This window comes from Pseudoduganella sp. R-43, from assembly GCF_049913255.1.
In the GTDB taxonomy this organism is placed as follows: domain Bacteria; phylum Pseudomonadota; class Gammaproteobacteria; order Burkholderiales; family Burkholderiaceae_D; genus Rugamonas.
This window is the reverse complement of the sequence record NZ_CP183988.1, coordinates 5,979,560-5,994,553: the sequence shown is the minus strand read 5'-3', so window position 1 is coordinate 5,994,553 and position 14,994 is coordinate 5,979,560. Positions and strand designations below refer to the sequence as shown.

Here is a 14,994-nt window from a genome sequence, read left to right as displayed (position 1 = left end):
CCAATTAATCGGACTTAAGGATGTGGTCTACAGTGGCAGCGAGGTCGGGGAAGACTTGCGTGCCGGGCGGCAGTCCACCAGTAGCATGAGTCTTCTCGCCCTTGCCCGTCAATACCAGGAACGGCACGCAGCCGCTGATGAAGCCTGCCTGCAGGTCACGCAGCGAATCGCCGACGGTCGGCACGCCTTTCAGGCTGATCTCGAAGCGCTTCGAGATTTCCGTGAACATGCCAGGCTTTGGCTTGCGGCAGTCGCAGTTGTCGGCTGCCGCGTGCGGGCAGAAGAAGATGGCGTCGATATCGGCGCCCACCTGCTGCGCCAGGCGGTGCATCTTCTGGTGGATCGCGTTCAGGGTGTTGATGTCGAAGTACTGGCGGGCGATGCCCGACTGGTTCGACGCGATCACCACGCGGTAGCCCGCCTGGTTCAGGCGGGCGATGGCTTCCAGCGAGCCGGGGATGGGGATCCACTCGTCCGGCGACTTGATGAAGTCGGGCGAATCGTGGTTGATCACGCCATCCCGGTCCAGGATGATCAGCTTGGTCGGCTGGGTCTGAGGCATATCAGGCTGCCAGCTTGGAAATGTCGGCCACGCGGTTCATCATGCCGTGCAGGGAAGACAGCAGCGCCAGTCGGTTGTTGCGCAGCGCGATATCCTCTGCCATCACCATCACGTCGTTGAAGAAGGCGTCGACTTCTTCCTTCAGTTGCGCCAATGTCTTGAGCGTGGCGCTGAAGTCGCCCTTAGCCCATGCCGTGTCGACTTCCGGCGCCACGCGGCCCATGGCTGCGTGCAGAGCCTTTTCGGCGGCATCTTGCAGCAGGTCCGCGCGCACCGTGCCGGCTTGCGCCAGCGCTTCCTCGTTCTTCTTCAGGATGTTGGTGATGCGCTTGTTGGCGCCGGCCAGCGAGACCGACTCCGGCAGGGCGGCGAAGGCTTGCACGGCCTCCAGGCGCTGCACGATGTCGTCCAGGCGGTCCGGGTTCTGCGCCACGACTGCTTCGATCTCTTTTACGCTGAAGCCGCGCTCGCGCAGCATGCCGCGCAGGCGGTCCATCATGAAGGCGGTGACTTCGGCGGTCGGGTCCTTAAAGTTCGGCACGGCCACGAACTGCGCGGCCGCGTCGCCCAGCAGCGCCGAGACGGACAGCGGCAGGCGCTTTTCCACCAGCATGCGCAGCACGCCCAGGGCGTGGCGGCGCAGCGCAAATGGGTCCTTGTCGCCGGTCGGCTGCAGGCCGATGGCCCAGATGCCGACCAGGGTTTCCACCTTGTCGGCCAGTGCCACGGCGGTGCCGGTGGCGGTAGACGGCAGGTTGTCGCCGGCAAAGCGCGGCTGGTAGTGCTCGGAAGCGGCCAGGGCGACTTCTTCGTGTTCGCCGTCGTGGCGCGCGTAGTAGGTACCCATGATGCCTTGCAGCTCAGGGAATTCGCCCACCATGTCGGTCAGCAGGTCGGCCTTGGACAGGCGTGCGGCGCGTTCTGCGAGCGCCTTGTCGCCGCCCAGGCGGCCGGCGATGGCTGCGGCCAGCGAGGTGACGCGCTCGGAGCGCTCGGCCTGGGTGCCCAGCTTGTTGTGGTACACCACGTTCTTCAGCAGCGGCAGGCGCGATTCCAGCGACTTCTTCTTGTCCTGCTCGAAGAAGAACTTGGCGTCGGACAGGCGCGGGCGCACGACACGCTCGTTGCCGCCGATGATGGCGGCCGGCGTGTCGGTCGCAATGTTCGACACGATCAGGAAGCGCGAGCGCAGCTTGCCGTTGGCATCGGTCAGGGCGAAGTATTTCTGATTCGTCTGCATGGTGAGGATCAGGCATTCCTGCGGCACGGCCAGGAATTCTTCCTCGAAGTGGCATTCATACACGACCGGCCATTCGACCAGGGACGACACTTCTTCCAGTAGCGCTTCCGGCATCAGCACCTGGTCGGCGCCTGCCTTTTGCAGCAGGGCGGTACGGATCGCTTCTTTGCGCGCATCGAAGCCTGCAACGACTTTGCCCGCCTCAGCCAGGGTGGCTGCGTAGGACTCGGCGTCCGCGATGGTCACTTCACGCTTGCCCGGTGCGGTCAGGAAACGGTGGCCTTCGGTCTTGTTGGCTGCGGTCAGGCCCAGCAGGGTCAGTGGCAGCACGGTGGCGCCATGCAGGGCGACCAGCGCGTGGGCCGGGCGCACGAACTGCACGGTCTCGCCGTCTGGACGCTGGTAGCTCATCACCTTAGGAATCGGCAGCTTGGCGATGGTTTCTTCCAGCGCTGCTTGCGCGCCCGCTTGCAGGGCGGAGCCGGCTGCCAGCTTAGTGTAGAAGAAGCTTTCGGCCTTGCCGTCCTGGGCACGTTCCATGTCGGCGACGGCGATGTGGGCCAGGCCCATGGCTGCCAGCTTCTTGGTCAGCGGCGCGGTCGGGTTGCCGTCGGCGTCCAATGCGATGGCGACTGGCAGGATCTTTTCGCGTACCTGCTTGTCCGGCGAGGTGGCGCGTACTTTGGTGATCGACACCGCCAGGCGGCGCGGCGTGGCGTAAGTGGTGGCGACGCTGTCTTCTTCCAGGAAGTCGCGCGATTTCAGGCCGTTGACGATGCCGGAGGCGAAAGCGGCGCCCAGCTTGGACAGGGCCTTCGGCGGCAGTTCTTCGGTCAGCAGTTCGATGAGCAGGGTCTGATTCATGTTCGGTATTCTTTTATTTGGCGACCATCGGGAAGCCGAGGCGTTCGCGGGACTCGTAGTAGGCCTGGGCCACCATGCGCGACAGGTTGCGCACGCGGCCGATGTAGGCGGCGCGCTCGGTCACGGAGATGGCGCCGCGGGCGTCCAGCATGTTGAAGCTGTGCGAGGCTTTCATGATCTGCTCGTAGGCCGGCAGGGTCAGTTGCAGCTCGATCAGGCGCTTCGCTTCCGATTCGTGGTTGGCGAATTGCGCGAACAGCAGCTCGGTGTTGGCGTGCTCGAAATTGTAGGTGGACTGCTCCACTTCGTTCTGGTGGAACACGTCGCCGTACTTCAGCTGCTTCTTCACACCGCCTTCTTCCCACTCGGTCCACACCAGGTCGTAGACGTTTTCCACGCCCTGCAGGTACATGGCCAGGCGCTCAACGCCGTAGGTGATCTCGCCCAGCACCGGCTTGCAATCGAGGCCGCCCACTTGCTGGAAGTAGGTGAACTGGGTCACTTCCATGCCGTTCAGCCAGACTTCCCAGCCCAGGCCCCAGGCGCCCAGGGTGGGGCTTTCCCAGTCGTCTTCCACGAAGCGTACGTCGTTCTGTTTCAGGTCCAGGCCCAGCGCTTCCAGGGAGCCCAGGTACAGGTCCAGGATGTTTTCCGGCGCCGGCTTCAGGACCACCTGGTACTGGTAGTAGTGCTGCAGGCGGTTCGGGTTTTCGCCGTAGCGGCCGTCTTTCGGGCGGCGCGATGGCTGGACGTAGGCGGCACGCCAAGGCTCAGGGCCGATGGCGCGCAGGAAAGTGCCGGTGTGGAAGGTGCCCGCGCCGACTTCCATGTCGTACGGCTGGAGCAATGCGCAGCCCTGCTTGTCCCAGTAGGTTTGCAGGGTCAGGATAATTTGTTGAAATGTCAGCATCGTGGTCGTTGGTGGCGCCCTGGGCGCGAGCGTTATCGGTTCGCTAAAACGGCTCATTTTAGCGGTTTTTGCGGCGAACCTGTAGAGTTTTGCCCGGCCCAGCGGTCCTTTGATCCATATCAAACCTTGGCGGTGCCGCGTGAACCTCTAGCCCGCAGCGGCCTCCAAGCAGCATGGACAGTCCAAATGCCGACTTCGATTCCCCGTGGAAGCATGCCCCTGAGCGCTATCTGGCTGATTTTGCGGAACTTTTCCTGCTTGAAACGCGGGAAAGGCAGGTTGCGCCCGAGAGCCTGGAGCAGGAGCATTGGCCAATGCATGCGCGATGGGGCACTTGGGCTGCGTCGACTGGACAAGCTGATGCGCGTTACTGAGCCGGACAGTTCCAGTTGCTTGTGGCATATCGAAGTCCAGACCGCCAGCCAGGCTGATTTTGCGGAGCGCATGTTTATCTGCTACTACCGCCTGTATGAACGCTTCCGCCTGCCGGTGCGTAGTATCGCTATCCTTGGCGATCTCAGCCCAACTTGGCGTCCGGAGGGCCTGGAGATGATTTCCGGGCGCACGCATTTGAGTTTCGGATTCGAAACGATCAAGTTAATCGACTTTGAGGACCGGATCGCGGAACTACTGTTGAGCGACAACGTTTTCGCGTGGCTGGTTTCGGCGCATGTGGCGACCCTTCGCACTCGCAGGGAACTAGAGGACCGCATGCGTGTCAAAGGCTGTCTGCTAACAGGAATTCATGCTTGTGGTTGGCCTAAGGAAAAAGTTCTCGATGTTCATGAGTTAATCGATCGCATGATGCGCTTGCCTTGGGGATTGCAGCAACAGCTGGATGCCAGGTTGGAGGACTTGTTTGGGAGGAGTGCCATGCCTTACGTGAGTGCGTATGAACATCGCGTTGAAAAGCGTGCCAAGATCAAAGGCCGCCAGGAAGGCCGGTTGGAAGGCCGGTTGGAAGGTCGGATGGAAGGACGGATGGAAGGACGGATGGAAGGACGGATGGAAGGACGGCTGGAAGGACGGCTGGAAGGACGCGAAGAAGGACGCGAGGAAGGACTACGGGAGGGGAAGCTGCGCATGTTGCGCCAGATCGTCCTGTCCCAACTTGGGCTGCGTTTTGGTCCATTGGACGAGCATGTGCAGCAAGTGATCGCCGCAGGCACCGTCGAGGACCTGGAGCGTCAAATCATGGCGGTGCTGGAAGCAAAAAGTATCGAAGATGTCATTGAGAGCGCAAAACACTGATCGGTTTTGCGCTCCACTCCGCTAGCGTTTAACGGATCGCGCCCAGAGCCAGGCACCGGCCAAAGCCAGGGCGGCAAGGACAAAGAACAGCTTGTTCTGCAGCTTGATGTAAGGCGTGTCGCCCGACATGCCTTGTACCGTTGCGCTCAATACGCCCGGCTGGCGATAAGGCAACGCGTGCATCACTTCGCCGCGTGGAGAGATCACGACCGTGGCGCCGCTATTGGTGGCGCTCAGCATCGGCCGGCCGGTTTCCAGCGCACGCATCTGCGACATCTGCAAGTGCTGCGGAATCGCAATCGATTCCCCGTACCATGCCAGCTCGGATACGTTCAGCATCACCGTGGCGCCGGTCAGCGAAATCTGTTCCGCGATCTCTTCTCCGAACACGTTTTCGTAGCAGATATTTGGCAGCACTTTCTGGTCCTTCACCGGGAACGGGGCCTGGATCACAGCGCCGCGTGTCTGGTCACCGAGCGGGATCTGCATCAGGTTGGTGAACCAGCGGAAGCCAGTCGGGATGAATTCACCGAACGGCACCAAGTGGTGCTTGTCGTAGCGATAAGTGCTGCTGGAGAGCGAAGGCGGCAGGCCGAGCACGCTGTTCGAATATTCCACGCCATTGGTCATCGGCATGCCCAGCACGATATGGCTGCCGGTGCGGCGCGCGAACTGGCCGTAGGAATCCAGGTAGCCAGGCGGCAGTTGAGAGGCGAACAGCGGCACGCCCGTTTCCGGAATTGCGATCAGGTCGGCGGGAGCCGCAGTTACCACTTGCTGGTACATGCGCAGGATGTCGCCGAGATGCTTGATGTCGAATTTATTCACCAGCGGGACATTGCCCTGAACCAGGCGCACCGACAGGGGATTGCCGGAAGGGGTCGTCCATTCGACCCGGCCCAGCGCAAAGCCGCCGATCCAGATCGCCGCTACCAGCGTAATCGCCTTGTAGCGGAACGGATGCATCAGCAGCGGCAGGGCGCCAGCGGTGATGGCGGCCAGCCAGCTGATGCCGTACACGCCCAGCACCGGGGCATAGCCTGCCAGCGGCGAAGTATTGTGTGCATAGCCCGCCGTCACCCAGGGAAAACCGGTGAAAAGCCAGCCGCGCAGGAATTCGAACAGAGCCCAGCAAGCCGGCAACACAAGAAGCGTGGCGGCAGGCAGCGGCAGCGGCCAGCGCTTGCGCAGCCAGGCGGTAGCGGCCAGGGCGCCCGAGGCATACAAGGCCATTGCCGCCGCCAGCAGGGCGATCGAAATGGCGGCCAGCGGTGCCGGCATGCCGCCGAAATTGTGGATCGCGATGTACAACCAATGGAATCCCGCCAGGCACCAGCCAAAGCCGAAGGCCCAGCCGACCAGGGCGCAGGCACGCACGCCATCCGCGCGCAAGGCCTGGTAGGCCAGCATTGCCAGCGAAAGGATCTGTAGCGGCCACCAGCCGAACGGCGCGAACGCGAACACGCCCGCCGCGCCGGAGATGGCGGCGATCAGCATGCGGCTACGGGTAGAGCGGGGCGCGGCAGGCGGTTCGCCTGCCTTGGTCTTACGCCAGCGCATCAGTCCTGCTCGTCCACGGATGCCGGCAGTTTTTCAACCGTCAGCACATGGACCTGGCGCGCATCGGCGCGCAGCACTTCAAAGCGCAGGTTGGCGATGTCGAAGGTATCGCCCTTGTGCGGCATGCGGCCCAGGTGCTTGGCCACCAGGCCTCCGATAGTGTCGACATCCTCGTCGGCCAAGTCGGCATCCAGCTCTTCATTGAACTGTTCCAGCTCGGTCAGCGCCTTGATGCGCCAGCGAGGGCCGATCTTGCCTTCCTTGATGGAGAGGATATTGTCTTCTTCTTCATCGAAATCGTATTCGTCTTCGATATCGCCGACGATCTGCTCCAGCACGTCCTCGATGGTGATCAGGCCGGCCACGCCGGAGTACTCATCGACCACGATGGCCATATGGTTATGGTTGGCGCGGAAGTCGCGCAGCAGCACGTTCAGGCGTTTCGATTCCGGGATGAAGATCGCAGGGCGCAGCATGTCGCGCACGTCGAACGATTCTTCCGCGTAATAGCGCAGCAGATCCTTCGCCAGCAGGATGCCGACCACCTTGTCGCGTTCACCTTCGATGGCAGGGAAGCGCGAGTGGGCCGTTTCCAGCACCAGCGGGAGCCATTCCTCGATCGGTTTGGTGATGTCGATGACGTCCATCTGCGAGCGCGGGATCATGATGTCGCGCGCCGACAGGTCCGACACCTGGAACACGCCTTCGATCATCGACAGCGCGTCGGCGTCGATCAGGTTGCGTTCATGGGCGTCGTGCAGGACTTCAAGCAGCTCCGAGCGGCTCTCGGGCTCAGGGGAAATCAGGGCGGTGAGTCGCTCGAACAGCGACCGGTGTGGTTTAGCGTCATTCCTGACGCTACTAGAGTGCTCTTGCATAATTGGCATTAAAGCCGTTGTTCCGAAGTGCTATAGCATACACTAAACGGCCGAGTCCCGGCCGAAATTATCAGATTGGAAACTCATGCAGATCAGTGCAGTCACCTATGGATCCGACCAGTGCGGCCTCGTATGCGGTTACCTGTTCGGGCGCGGCCCGCAGCCGGTGCCGATCGAGGCATCCGAGGCCGAACAATGGCTGCGTGATACGGGCACCCCGGCAGGGGAGTTCATCTGGCTGCATTTCAACCTTGCCAACACCGCCAGCGAAAAATGGATGCGCGAACATGCCGTGCTGGCCAATGAATATTACGACAGCCTGCATGAAGAGGGCGCGCGCTCGACCCGCATCGAGCAGGCCGACGATACCCTGGTGGCCGTGGTCAACGACGTGCTGCGCGACTTCAGTTTCGAGCCGTCGGATATTTCCAGCGTCTGCCTGAGCGTCGACCGGCGGCTGGTGGTCAGCGCCCGGCGCAAGCCATTGCAGGCAGTCGAAAGGCTGCGGCAGGCCGTGCGCGGCGGCGAGAACCTGGTCTCCAGCGTGGTGCTGCTGACCCACCTGTTGCGCGACCAGGCGGACGTGCTGACCCGCATCGTGCGCGACGCTACCGGCAAGGTGGATCGGATCGAAGACAACCTCCTGTCGGGCAAGCTGAAATTCAAGCGCGCCGACCTGGGCGCCCTGCGGCGGGTGCTGGTGCGGCTGCAACGGCTGCTGGCGCCAGAGCCGGCGGCCTTGTTCCGCCTGCTGCAACGGCCGCCGTCGTGGGCCAGCGAGGCGGATCGGCAGGAACTGCGCGAATCGACCGAGGAATTTGCGGTAGTGCTGAACGACATGGCCGCGCTGCAGGAGCGCATCAAGCTGCTGCAGGAAGAGATTGCGGCCCTGGTCAACGAGGCCAATAACCGCAGCCTTTATGTGTTGACCATCGTGACGGTGCTGGCGCTGCCGATCAATATCATTGCCGGCCTGCTGGGGATGAATGTCGGCGGCGTGCCGCTGGCCGACGACAAGGCCGGCTTCTGGATCATCGCCGGCATCGTGGTGCTGTTTACCGTGGTGGCGGGGGCCTGGCTGTTCCGCCAGCGTAACGATTAGGCGGCGTTCCCGCGCTCCTTCAGCCACTGCGTGAACAGGTCCACGCGAGGCGACGCGCGCTGGCGGCCCACGGCAAACGAATAAGTGCCGCTTTCGATAGCGGTCGCCAGGAGGCGCTGAAGCGTACCGTTTTCGAGCATTGCCGCGACAAAGGCCTCCGGCACCACCAGCACGCCGAGCCCTTGCACGGCAGCCTGGATAGCCAGCACGGTGTTGTCAAATTCAATGGCCGGTGCCAGCGTCCTGGCATCCAAGCCATGCGCCTGGCTCCATAATGGCCACAGGTCGGGCCGCGAGCGCATGCCGATGCGCGGCGCCGTGGCCAGCCAGTACATGTTGTCCGGCTCGCGCGAGCTCAGGCCTGCTGCGAAGGATGGACTCGACACCAATACGCAGTGCTCGCGCATGAACACCTGTGAAGGTATCCCGCGCAATTCCGCCACATCCCGCCGCAGGAATACATCGACCGGCGCGGAAGGATTGATGTCGCCGTCCGCAGTGCGCACATCAATGCGGATGTACGGATATTGCTGGCGGAAGCCCGTCAGTTGCGGAATCAGCCAGTGCATGGCCAGCGTCACGCTGGTGTCGACCAGGATCGAGGCCTGGTTTCCCGGGTTGCCGCCGGGTTCGAGCATGCCGACGATTTCCGCCATCTTGCCGGCGGCCTGTTCATGCAACTGCCGGCCGGCGGCGGTTAGTGCGGCCGCATTGCCGGCCGTACGCTCGAACAGTATTTGCCTGAGGTGTCCTTCGAGCGCCTGTACCTGGCGGCTGACGGCGCTCGGCGTCAGGTGCAGGGCTTGTGCCGCCTGGCGGAACCCGCCTTCCCGCACGACGATGCAGAAAACATGGAGTGCATGGAGGGGCGGACGGACGGTCATCGATTGCTCGGCAAGATAGTGTTGAGGAATACTCAACACATCATACCAAGATCTCGTTTGAATGCCTGTCGGGCCAGCGGCACACTGCGCACATGAACAATACTTATTGGATGTTTGCGGTCATGGTGGTCTTCACCGTGTCGAGCCCGGGGCCAGGGGTGTTGATGACGCTGGACAATGCCATCGCGACTGGCTGGCGCGCGGCCATGCATGGAGTGCTGGGCCTGGCCATCGGCGCTGCCGTCATGGCCGGCTTGTCTTCGGCCGGAATTGGGCTGCTGATTCGTTCCTCGCCAGCCTCGTTCCTGCTGCTGAAGTATTGCGGCGTCAGCTACCTCTTCTACCTCGCCTGCAAGGCCTGGGGCCGCGTGCCAGCACCCATTGGACAAGGCGCCGCAGCGGGCCAGGCGCAAGAGGCCGACGGCTGCCGCAAGCGCCTGCTGCGCGGTGTTTTGCTCCAGACGAGCAACCCGAAGTCGCTGCTGTTCTTCCTGTCTGTCCTGCCGCAAGTGGCCGGCGCCACGGGAGCCGCGCAACAGCAGGTACCGCTGGCCCTGGCCATTGCCACCTATTGCATGGTGCTGGTTGTGATCCACGGGATCTATGCGGGGCTTGCGGCGAAGGCGCGCGCGTGGCTCAGCCGGCCGAGCGCTGCGCGCACCCTGTCGCGCCTGAGCGCTTTCGTGTTCTGCGCCTTCGGCGTGACGATGCTGACGCTGGAAGTCTAGTACGGGTCGGCGTAACCGAGGCCGGTGACGATCTCGGTTTCGATGCCTTCCATCTCGGCCGCTTCTTCGTCGTCCTCGTGGTCGTAGCCTTGGGCATGCAATACGCCGTGCACGATCAGGTGGGCGGTGTGCTCTTCCACGGTTTTCTTCTGCTCGGCCGCTTCGCGCTGCAGCACGTCGGTGCACAGGATGATGTCGGCGCGCGTCGGCTCGTCCTCGGCCACTTCCTCGCCTTCGTTGTAAGCGAAGGTCAGCACATTGGTGGCGTAGTCCTTGCCGCGGTAGTCGCGGTTCAGCTCCTGGCCTTCTTCCGCATCGACGAAACGGATGGTCAGTTCAGCCGGTGCGAACAGGGCCGCCTTGACCCATTTGCGGATCATCGGGCGGGTGATTTCTTCCTGCAGGCGCGGGTCGGCGTATTGGACGGACAGGGCCAGCTTATTTTTTTCGGACATTGCGCACAGCTTTCACAGCGGGTTTCACGGTTTGCAGCAGGGGCGCCAGCTCGGCGCTGGCTTCCTGGGCATTCTCATAGGCATCGACAATGCGCGCCACCAACGGATGGCGTACCACGTCGGCGCTGGAGAACTGGCTGAAGGCGATGCCGCGCACATTGCGCAGCACGTGCATGGCATCGACCAGGCCGGATTTCTGGTGCTTCTGCAGGTCGATCTGGGTCACGTCGCCCGTCACCACGGCCTTGCTGCCAAAGCCGATACGGGTCAGGAACATCTTCATCTGTTCGACAGTGGTGTTCTGCGCCTCGTCCAGGATGACGAAGGCGTGGTTCAGCGTGCGGCCGCGCATATAGGCAAGCGGGGCGATCTCGATCACCTGTTTCTCGAACATCTTCTGCGTGCGGTCGAAGCCGAGCAGGTCGTACAGCGCGTCGTACAGCGGGCGCAAATACGGGTCGACTTTCTGCGCCAGGTCGCCTGGAAGGAAGCCCAGGCGCTCGCCCGCTTCCACCGCAGGGCGGGTCAGGATGATGCGCTTGACCGCGTCGCGCTCCAGGGCGTCGACCGCGCAGGCCACTGCCAGATAGGTCTTGCCGGTACCGGCCGGGCCGATGCCGAAGCTGATGTCGTGGTCGAGGATATTGCGCAGGTAGCGGATCTGGTGCGGCGTGCGGCCGCGCAGGTCGTTGCGGCGCGTTTTCAGCACCGGGCTGGTGATGTCCGGTTCGTGGAAAGGAGGCTCTTCCTCGCCCGGGCCAAAGTCGTCCGGCGCCTCGCTGGCGCGCTGCTCGACCAGGGCGAGCTGGACTTCCTCCACCGGCACTACCTTGTCGGCGACTTCATAGAAGCGCTCGAGGATGGCCACTGCGCGTTCGGCATTGGTGCCGCTGACAATGAATTTTTCGCCGCGGCGGAAAATGGTCACGTCCAGCGCCGCTGAAATCTGGCGCAGGTTTTCATCGAGCGGGCCGCACAAATGGGCCAGGCGTGTGTTGTCCAGGGGTTCTGGGACGAAGTAGTGCGGTTGCACCGGGGTTTTTGTTTTCAAAGTATCGCTTCTCCGCGCAGGGAGTAATCCAGGCTTTCGGTGATGCGCACGCTGACCATCTGGCCAATCAGTGCCTGCGCATTGGCGCCGCCGTCGAAGTGCACGGTGCGGGTATTGCTGGCGCGGCCCTGCATTTCATTGCCGCCGCGCTTGGACTGGCCTTCCACCAGCACCTGCATGGTCATGCCGACCATGGCGGCGCTGTGGCGCTTGGTGTTCTCGTCGAACAGGGCTTGCAGGCGCTGCAGGCGGGCCGATTTGACTTCGGCCGGGGTGTCGTCGGCCAGGTTGGCGGCCGGCGTGCCGGGGCGCTTGCTGAAGATGAAGCTGAAGCTGTTGTCGAAGTCGACGTCCTGCACCAGCTTGACCATCGCTTCGAAATCCTCGTCGGTCTCGCCGGGGAAGCCGACGATGAAGTCCGAAGAGATCACCACGTTCGGGCGCACCGCGCGCACCTTGCGGATGATGGATTTGTATTCCAGCGCAGTGTAGCCGCGCTTCATGGCGCCCAGGATCTTGTCCGAGCCATGCTGGGCCGGCAGGTAAAGCTGGTCCGCCAGTTTCGGGATTTTCGCGTAGCAGTCGATCAGGCGCTGCGTGAACTCCTTCGGATGACTGGTGACGAAGCGGATGCGTTCAATACCGGGAATCTCGGCCACGTATTCGATCAGCATGGCGAAATCGGCGACGCTGCCGTCCGCGGTCTCGCCGCGGAAGGCATTCACGTTCTGGCCGAGCAGCATGACTTCCTTCACGCCCTGGGCAGCCAGGCCGGCGACTTCGGTCAGCACGTCTTCGAAGCGGCGCGATACTTCCTCGCCGCGGGTGTAGGGCACCACGCAGTAGGAACAGTATTTGGAGCAGCCTTCCATGATCGAGACGTAGGCGAAAGCGCCTTCCACGCGCGCCGGCGGCAGGTGGTCGAACTTTTCGATTTCGGGGAAGCTGATGTCGATCTGCGGCTTGCCGGTGTGGCGGCGCAGTTCGATCATCTTCGGCAGGCGGTGCAGGGTTTGCGGGCCAAACACCACGTCCACCAGCGGCGCGCGCTTGACGATGGCTTCGCCCTCCTGCGAGGCGACGCAGCCGCCCACGCCAATCACCAGTTCAGGCTTGGCTTGCTTGAGCTTCTTGAAGGTGCCCAGGTCCGAAAACACCTTTTCCTGCGCCTTTTCGCGCACGGAGCAGGTGTTGAGGAGGATAACGTCGGCTTCTTCCGGGGATTCGGTGCGTACCAGTCCCTCGGACGCGCCGAGCAGGTCTGCCATCTTGTCCGAGTCGTACTCGTTCATCTGGCAGCCGAAGGTTTTGATGAATACTTTTTTCTGCATACCCGCAAGTTTACCGTAAATCGCCAATCGTCCCTTGAAAACCGGCCCCGCGAGCTCTAGAGTTAAAAGAGCAATTTTCTGCGGGAGCTATGTCATGGCTATCAATGGAATAGGACCGACCACCCCGAATGTCCAGCAGGTGGACAGTGCTGCAGCCGAACGCCGCCTGGCCGAACAGCGCCAGTTGCGGCAGGAAGAGCAACGCATCCGCGAGCAGCAGGCCGCAAGCACCGAGCAAATCAGTACCCGCCGTGAAGAGACTCGTGCCCTGGAGCAAGCACAATCGGCCGAGCTGCAGGATTTCCTGACCCGGCAGGACCTGCTGGCCCAGAATGCCCAGTCAAGCCAGCGCACGCCAGGCACCCCGGCGCCGGGCAGCATCATTTCCGTTACAGCCTGAAATATCCGCGCAACACAATTTCCGTATGGTTCTTTCGTGCGACACAGGAATAATGACTGTGTTGAAATGGCATTGTTGTCAAGATTTTCGGCAAATCATCGCCAAGTCTTGATGTTGAACAAGGTTCGCTTCGCAGCGCAGTAAGAAGATTAGCAAGACTGCAAGGCCCTTTCCTCAACACTCCACTGTCAAGAGAGGATCAATCATGGCACACCACGCTCTCGCTTCGCAGGAAAGCTACAACCCGAACCACCTGCTGGACATCCTGCTCGGCAAAATGCAATTGAAGAACGATGCTGCGCTGTCGCGCATGCTGGAAGTCGCACCGCCCGTCATCAGTAAAATCCGCCACCATCGCTTGCCAGTCGGCGCATCCCTGCTGATTCGCATGCATGAAGTGACCGGCATGAGCATTCGCGAACTGCGTGACTTGATGGGCGATCGCCGCACCAAGTATCGCCTGTCGGATGCGCAAGGCCGCCCGAAGCCAGAGGACAAGCCAGTCGGCGCCTCGACCCAGGGCGGCATGCCGCAGGCCAGCGCGCACTGAGCGCGCTGCGCATCAGGCCATCAACACCAGCGCAATTTCTTCATATTGCAGTTCCGTTTCGCGGAACAGGTGCAGGAAAGTGTCTTCGCCCAGGTTGAGCGCTTTCCAGGCAATCGGGGAAACGGGCGGCACCAGGTCGTCCGGTTTCTGCACGAGGTCGAGCGCATGCACCACCGCGTCGGCCACGTGCACGATGGCAGCCAGGAAGCCGGCTCCTGGCTTTCCGGGTTCGTGGTGGCCGGCAATCGCCAGCCGCATGGTGTCTGAAAAATTCCAGTGCTCCGCCAACGCCAGGCCGGCTTCGACATGGTCGATGCCGAGCACGGCGCGTTCCGCCTCCAGCGTATAGCAGTCGTGTTCCTTCTGGTAGGCGATCACCTCGGCATACCGCTCAGGGAAGGTCGACACCAGCACCAGGCGTCCGATATCGTGCAGCAGCCCCGCCGTGAAAGCATAATCCTGGTTGAAGCGCACGTGGCGCGCCAGCACCTTGGCGCAAGCTGCCGTCGCTATCGAATGGCGCCAGAACATGCCGTGGTCAAAGCCGGGGCACTGCTTGCCGGCGAAGCAGCCGGTCACTGCGGCCGCCGTAATCAGGTTGCGCGTGCTCTGGAAACCGAGGAAGGTAATCGCTTGCTGGATCGTGGTCACCTTGACCTGCAGCCCGAACAGCGAAGAATTCGCCAGACGCAGCGTCTTGGCGGTCAAGGCCTGGTCATGCGAGACCTTCTTTGCCAGCACGGCAATATCGATTTCTTCCTGGTCCACACTGTTCAGCAGTTCCATCACCACGGCCGGCAGCGAAGGCAGGTCGTCCAGATTTTTCACCACGTCGTCATAACTGAGCGGTGCGCTCATGCAGCCTCCTTGCCAACGCGGAAATCCGTGACCAGGGTGCGCAGCGCCTTGGCCGCAGAGTCTTCGGCATCGGCCGGATCGTGGCGGCGGAACAGCACTTCGATGCGCGCCAGGTGGGCAGTGCGTTCGGCAGCCGATTGCGCCGGGTCGGGCGGTGTGTCGTCAACCACGGCCAGCGACTCGATGCCGTGGCCTTGCAGGCGCTCCAGCATGCGTTCGGTCAGCACGGCGCCTGCCGGCAGGAGGACCTGGCCGTGCGTGTCCAGCAGTTCGTCAGAAAGCACCATGCCAGGCTCGACCTTGGCAAGGGGCAGGTGGCGGTATGTCGCCGTCATTGTTTTATCTCCCACAGATCAATGCCAGATCTTAC

16 protein-coding genes are annotated in these 14,994 nt (G+C 62.4%); 5 read left to right on the top strand and 11 right to left on the bottom strand.

The window, feature by feature from the left end:
* Positions 1–4: 4 nt before the first annotated feature.
* From gmhB to glyQ, 3 genes are read right to left on the bottom strand one after another with little or no spacing between them, the layout of a single operon-like run.
* Positions 5–562 (bottom strand): D-glycero-beta-D-manno-heptose 1,7-bisphosphate 7-phosphatase, encoded by a 558-nt coding sequence (gene gmhB, locus ACN9M3_RS27360; protein ID WP_426164759.1) that lies wholly within the window; start codon positions 560–562, stop codon positions 5–7.
* 1 nt (position 563) lies between these two features.
* A complete protein-coding gene (glyS, locus tag ACN9M3_RS27355) occupies positions 564–2,666 on the bottom strand; it encodes a glycine--tRNA ligase subunit beta (RefSeq protein WP_426319232.1) in 2,103 nt (700 codons plus the stop codon).
* 13 nt (positions 2,667–2,679) lie between these two features.
* Positions 2,680–3,576 (bottom strand): glycine--tRNA ligase subunit alpha, encoded by an 897-nt coding sequence (gene glyQ / locus ACN9M3_RS27350; RefSeq protein ID WP_426164755.1) that lies wholly within the window; start codon positions 3,574–3,576, stop codon positions 2,680–2,682.
* A 318-nt stretch (positions 3,577–3,894) separates the two neighbouring features.
* On the opposite strand from glyQ, the gene ACN9M3_RS27345 reads away from it, so the two are divergent.
* Entirely contained in the window at positions 3,895–4,827 is a 933-nt protein-coding gene (locus ACN9M3_RS27345; protein ID WP_426319231.1) for a hypothetical protein, read from the top strand.
* 21 nt (positions 4,828–4,848) lie between these two features.
* Here ACN9M3_RS27345 and lnt read toward each other — a convergent pair whose 3' ends face one another.
* Complete coding sequence (lnt, locus tag ACN9M3_RS27340; protein WP_426319230.1) at positions 4,849–6,387, bottom strand: apolipoprotein N-acyltransferase; 1,539 nt, start codon at positions 6,385–6,387, stop codon at positions 4,849–4,851.
* Positions 6,387–7,265: an HlyC/CorC family transporter gene (locus ACN9M3_RS27335; protein WP_426172317.1), complete on the bottom strand. Its 879-nt coding sequence runs from the start codon at positions 7,263–7,265 to the stop codon at positions 6,387–6,389. Before ACN9M3_RS27335 ends, lnt begins: the two co-directional genes overlap by 1 nt.
* An 85-nt stretch (positions 7,266–7,350) precedes the next feature.
* Between ACN9M3_RS27335 and ACN9M3_RS27330 the strand changes: the two genes are divergently transcribed.
* Positions 7,351–8,367: a transporter gene (locus tag ACN9M3_RS27330; protein WP_426319229.1), complete on the top strand. Its 1,017-nt coding sequence runs from the start codon at positions 7,351–7,353 to the stop codon at positions 8,365–8,367.
* Here the strand turns inward: ACN9M3_RS27330 and ACN9M3_RS27325 are convergent.
* Positions 8,364–9,287 (bottom strand): LysR family transcriptional regulator, encoded by a 924-nt coding sequence (locus ACN9M3_RS27325; protein ID WP_426319228.1) that lies wholly within the window; start codon positions 9,285–9,287, stop codon positions 8,364–8,366. The two genes, ACN9M3_RS27330 and ACN9M3_RS27325, sit on opposite strands and share 4 nt — an antisense overlap.
* A gap of 56 nt (positions 9,288–9,343) precedes the next feature.
* Between ACN9M3_RS27325 and ACN9M3_RS27320 the strand changes: the two genes are divergently transcribed.
* Positions 9,344–9,979: a LysE family translocator gene (locus ACN9M3_RS27320; RefSeq protein WP_426164745.1), complete on the top strand. Its 636-nt coding sequence runs from the start codon at positions 9,344–9,346 to the stop codon at positions 9,977–9,979.
* Here the strand turns inward: ACN9M3_RS27320 and ybeY are convergent.
* The 3 genes from ybeY to miaB are packed head-to-tail and all read right to left on the bottom strand — an operon-like array spanning position 9,976 to position 12,816.
* Positions 9,976–10,434 (bottom strand): rRNA maturation RNase YbeY, encoded by a 459-nt coding sequence (gene ybeY, locus ACN9M3_RS27315; protein ID WP_155453299.1) that lies wholly within the window; start codon positions 10,432–10,434, stop codon positions 9,976–9,978. The genes ACN9M3_RS27320 and ybeY overlap by 4 nt on opposite strands.
* Positions 10,418–11,485, bottom strand: coding sequence for a PhoH family protein (locus ACN9M3_RS27310; protein WP_426164741.1), 1,068 nt, complete (start codon positions 11,483–11,485; stop codon positions 10,418–10,420). Before ACN9M3_RS27310 ends, ybeY begins: the two co-directional genes overlap by 17 nt.
* Complete coding sequence (gene miaB, locus ACN9M3_RS27305; protein ID WP_426164739.1) at positions 11,482–12,816, bottom strand: tRNA (N6-isopentenyl adenosine(37)-C2)-methylthiotransferase MiaB; 1,335 nt, start codon at positions 12,814–12,816, stop codon at positions 11,482–11,484. Before miaB ends, ACN9M3_RS27310 begins: the two co-directional genes overlap by 4 nt.
* 94 nt (positions 12,817–12,910) lie before the next feature.
* On the opposite strand from miaB, the gene ACN9M3_RS27300 reads away from it, so the two are divergent.
* Entirely contained in the window at positions 12,911–13,216 is a 306-nt protein-coding gene (locus ACN9M3_RS27300; RefSeq protein ID WP_426164737.1) for a hypothetical protein, read from the top strand.
* Positions 13,217–13,421: 205 nt separating this feature from the next.
* Positions 13,422–13,766, top strand: a complete 345-nt coding sequence (locus ACN9M3_RS27295; RefSeq protein WP_055929479.1) for a hypothetical protein — start codon at positions 13,422–13,424, stop codon at positions 13,764–13,766.
* 12 nt (positions 13,767–13,778) lie between these two features.
* Here ACN9M3_RS27295 and ACN9M3_RS27290 read toward each other — a convergent pair whose 3' ends face one another.
* Complete coding sequence (locus tag ACN9M3_RS27290; RefSeq protein ID WP_426164735.1) at positions 13,779–14,624, bottom strand: HDOD domain-containing protein; 846 nt, start codon at positions 14,622–14,624, stop codon at positions 13,779–13,781.
* Positions 14,621–14,959, bottom strand: a complete 339-nt coding sequence (locus ACN9M3_RS27285; protein ID WP_426164733.1) for a hypothetical protein — start codon at positions 14,957–14,959, stop codon at positions 14,621–14,623. The genes ACN9M3_RS27290 and ACN9M3_RS27285 overlap by 4 nt, the downstream gene beginning before the upstream one ends.
* Positions 14,960–14,994: the final 35 nt, after the last annotated feature.

Bases quoted from the DNA above. Each gene is read 5' to 3' on its own strand.
- ACN9M3_RS27335 (WP_426172317.1), bottom strand. From the start codon at position 7,265: ATGCAAGAGCACTCTAGTAGCGTCAGGAATGACGCTAAACCACACCGG.
- ACN9M3_RS27285 (WP_426164733.1), bottom strand. From the start codon at position 14,959: ATGACGGCGACATACCGCCACCTGCCCCTTGCCAAGGTCGAGCCTGGC.
- miaB (WP_426164739.1), bottom strand. From the start codon at position 12,816: ATGCAGAAAAAAGTATTCATCAAAACCTTCGGCTGCCAGATGAACGAG.
- ACN9M3_RS27290 (WP_426164735.1), bottom strand. From the start codon at position 14,624: ATGAGCGCACCGCTCAGTTATGACGACGTGGTGAAAAATCTGGACGAC.
- ACN9M3_RS27300 (WP_426164737.1), top strand. From the start codon at position 12,911: ATGGCTATCAATGGAATAGGACCGACCACCCCGAATGTCCAGCAGGTG.
- glyS (WP_426319232.1), bottom strand. From the start codon at position 2,666: ATGAATCAGACCCTGCTCATCGAACTGCTGACCGAAGAACTGCCGCCG.
- ACN9M3_RS27345 (WP_426319231.1), top strand. From the start codon at position 3,895: ATGCGCGATGGGGCACTTGGGCTGCGTCGACTGGACAAGCTGATGCGC.
- ACN9M3_RS27295 (WP_055929479.1), top strand. From the start codon at position 13,422: ATGGCACACCACGCTCTCGCTTCGCAGGAAAGCTACAACCCGAACCAC.
- glyQ (WP_426164755.1), bottom strand. From the start codon at position 3,576: ATGCTGACATTTCAACAAATTATCCTGACCCTGCAAACCTACTGGGAC.
- gmhB (WP_426164759.1), bottom strand. From the start codon at position 562: ATGCCTCAGACCCAGCCGACCAAGCTGATCATCCTGGACCGGGATGGC.
- ACN9M3_RS27320 (WP_426164745.1), top strand. From the start codon at position 9,344: ATGAACAATACTTATTGGATGTTTGCGGTCATGGTGGTCTTCACCGTG.
- lnt (WP_426319230.1), bottom strand. From the start codon at position 6,387: ATGCGCTGGCGTAAGACCAAGGCAGGCGAACCGCCTGCCGCGCCCCGC.
- ybeY (WP_155453299.1), bottom strand. From the start codon at position 10,434: ATGTCCGAAAAAAATAAGCTGGCCCTGTCCGTCCAATACGCCGACCCG.
- ACN9M3_RS27330 (WP_426319229.1), top strand. From the start codon at position 7,351: ATGCAGATCAGTGCAGTCACCTATGGATCCGACCAGTGCGGCCTCGTA.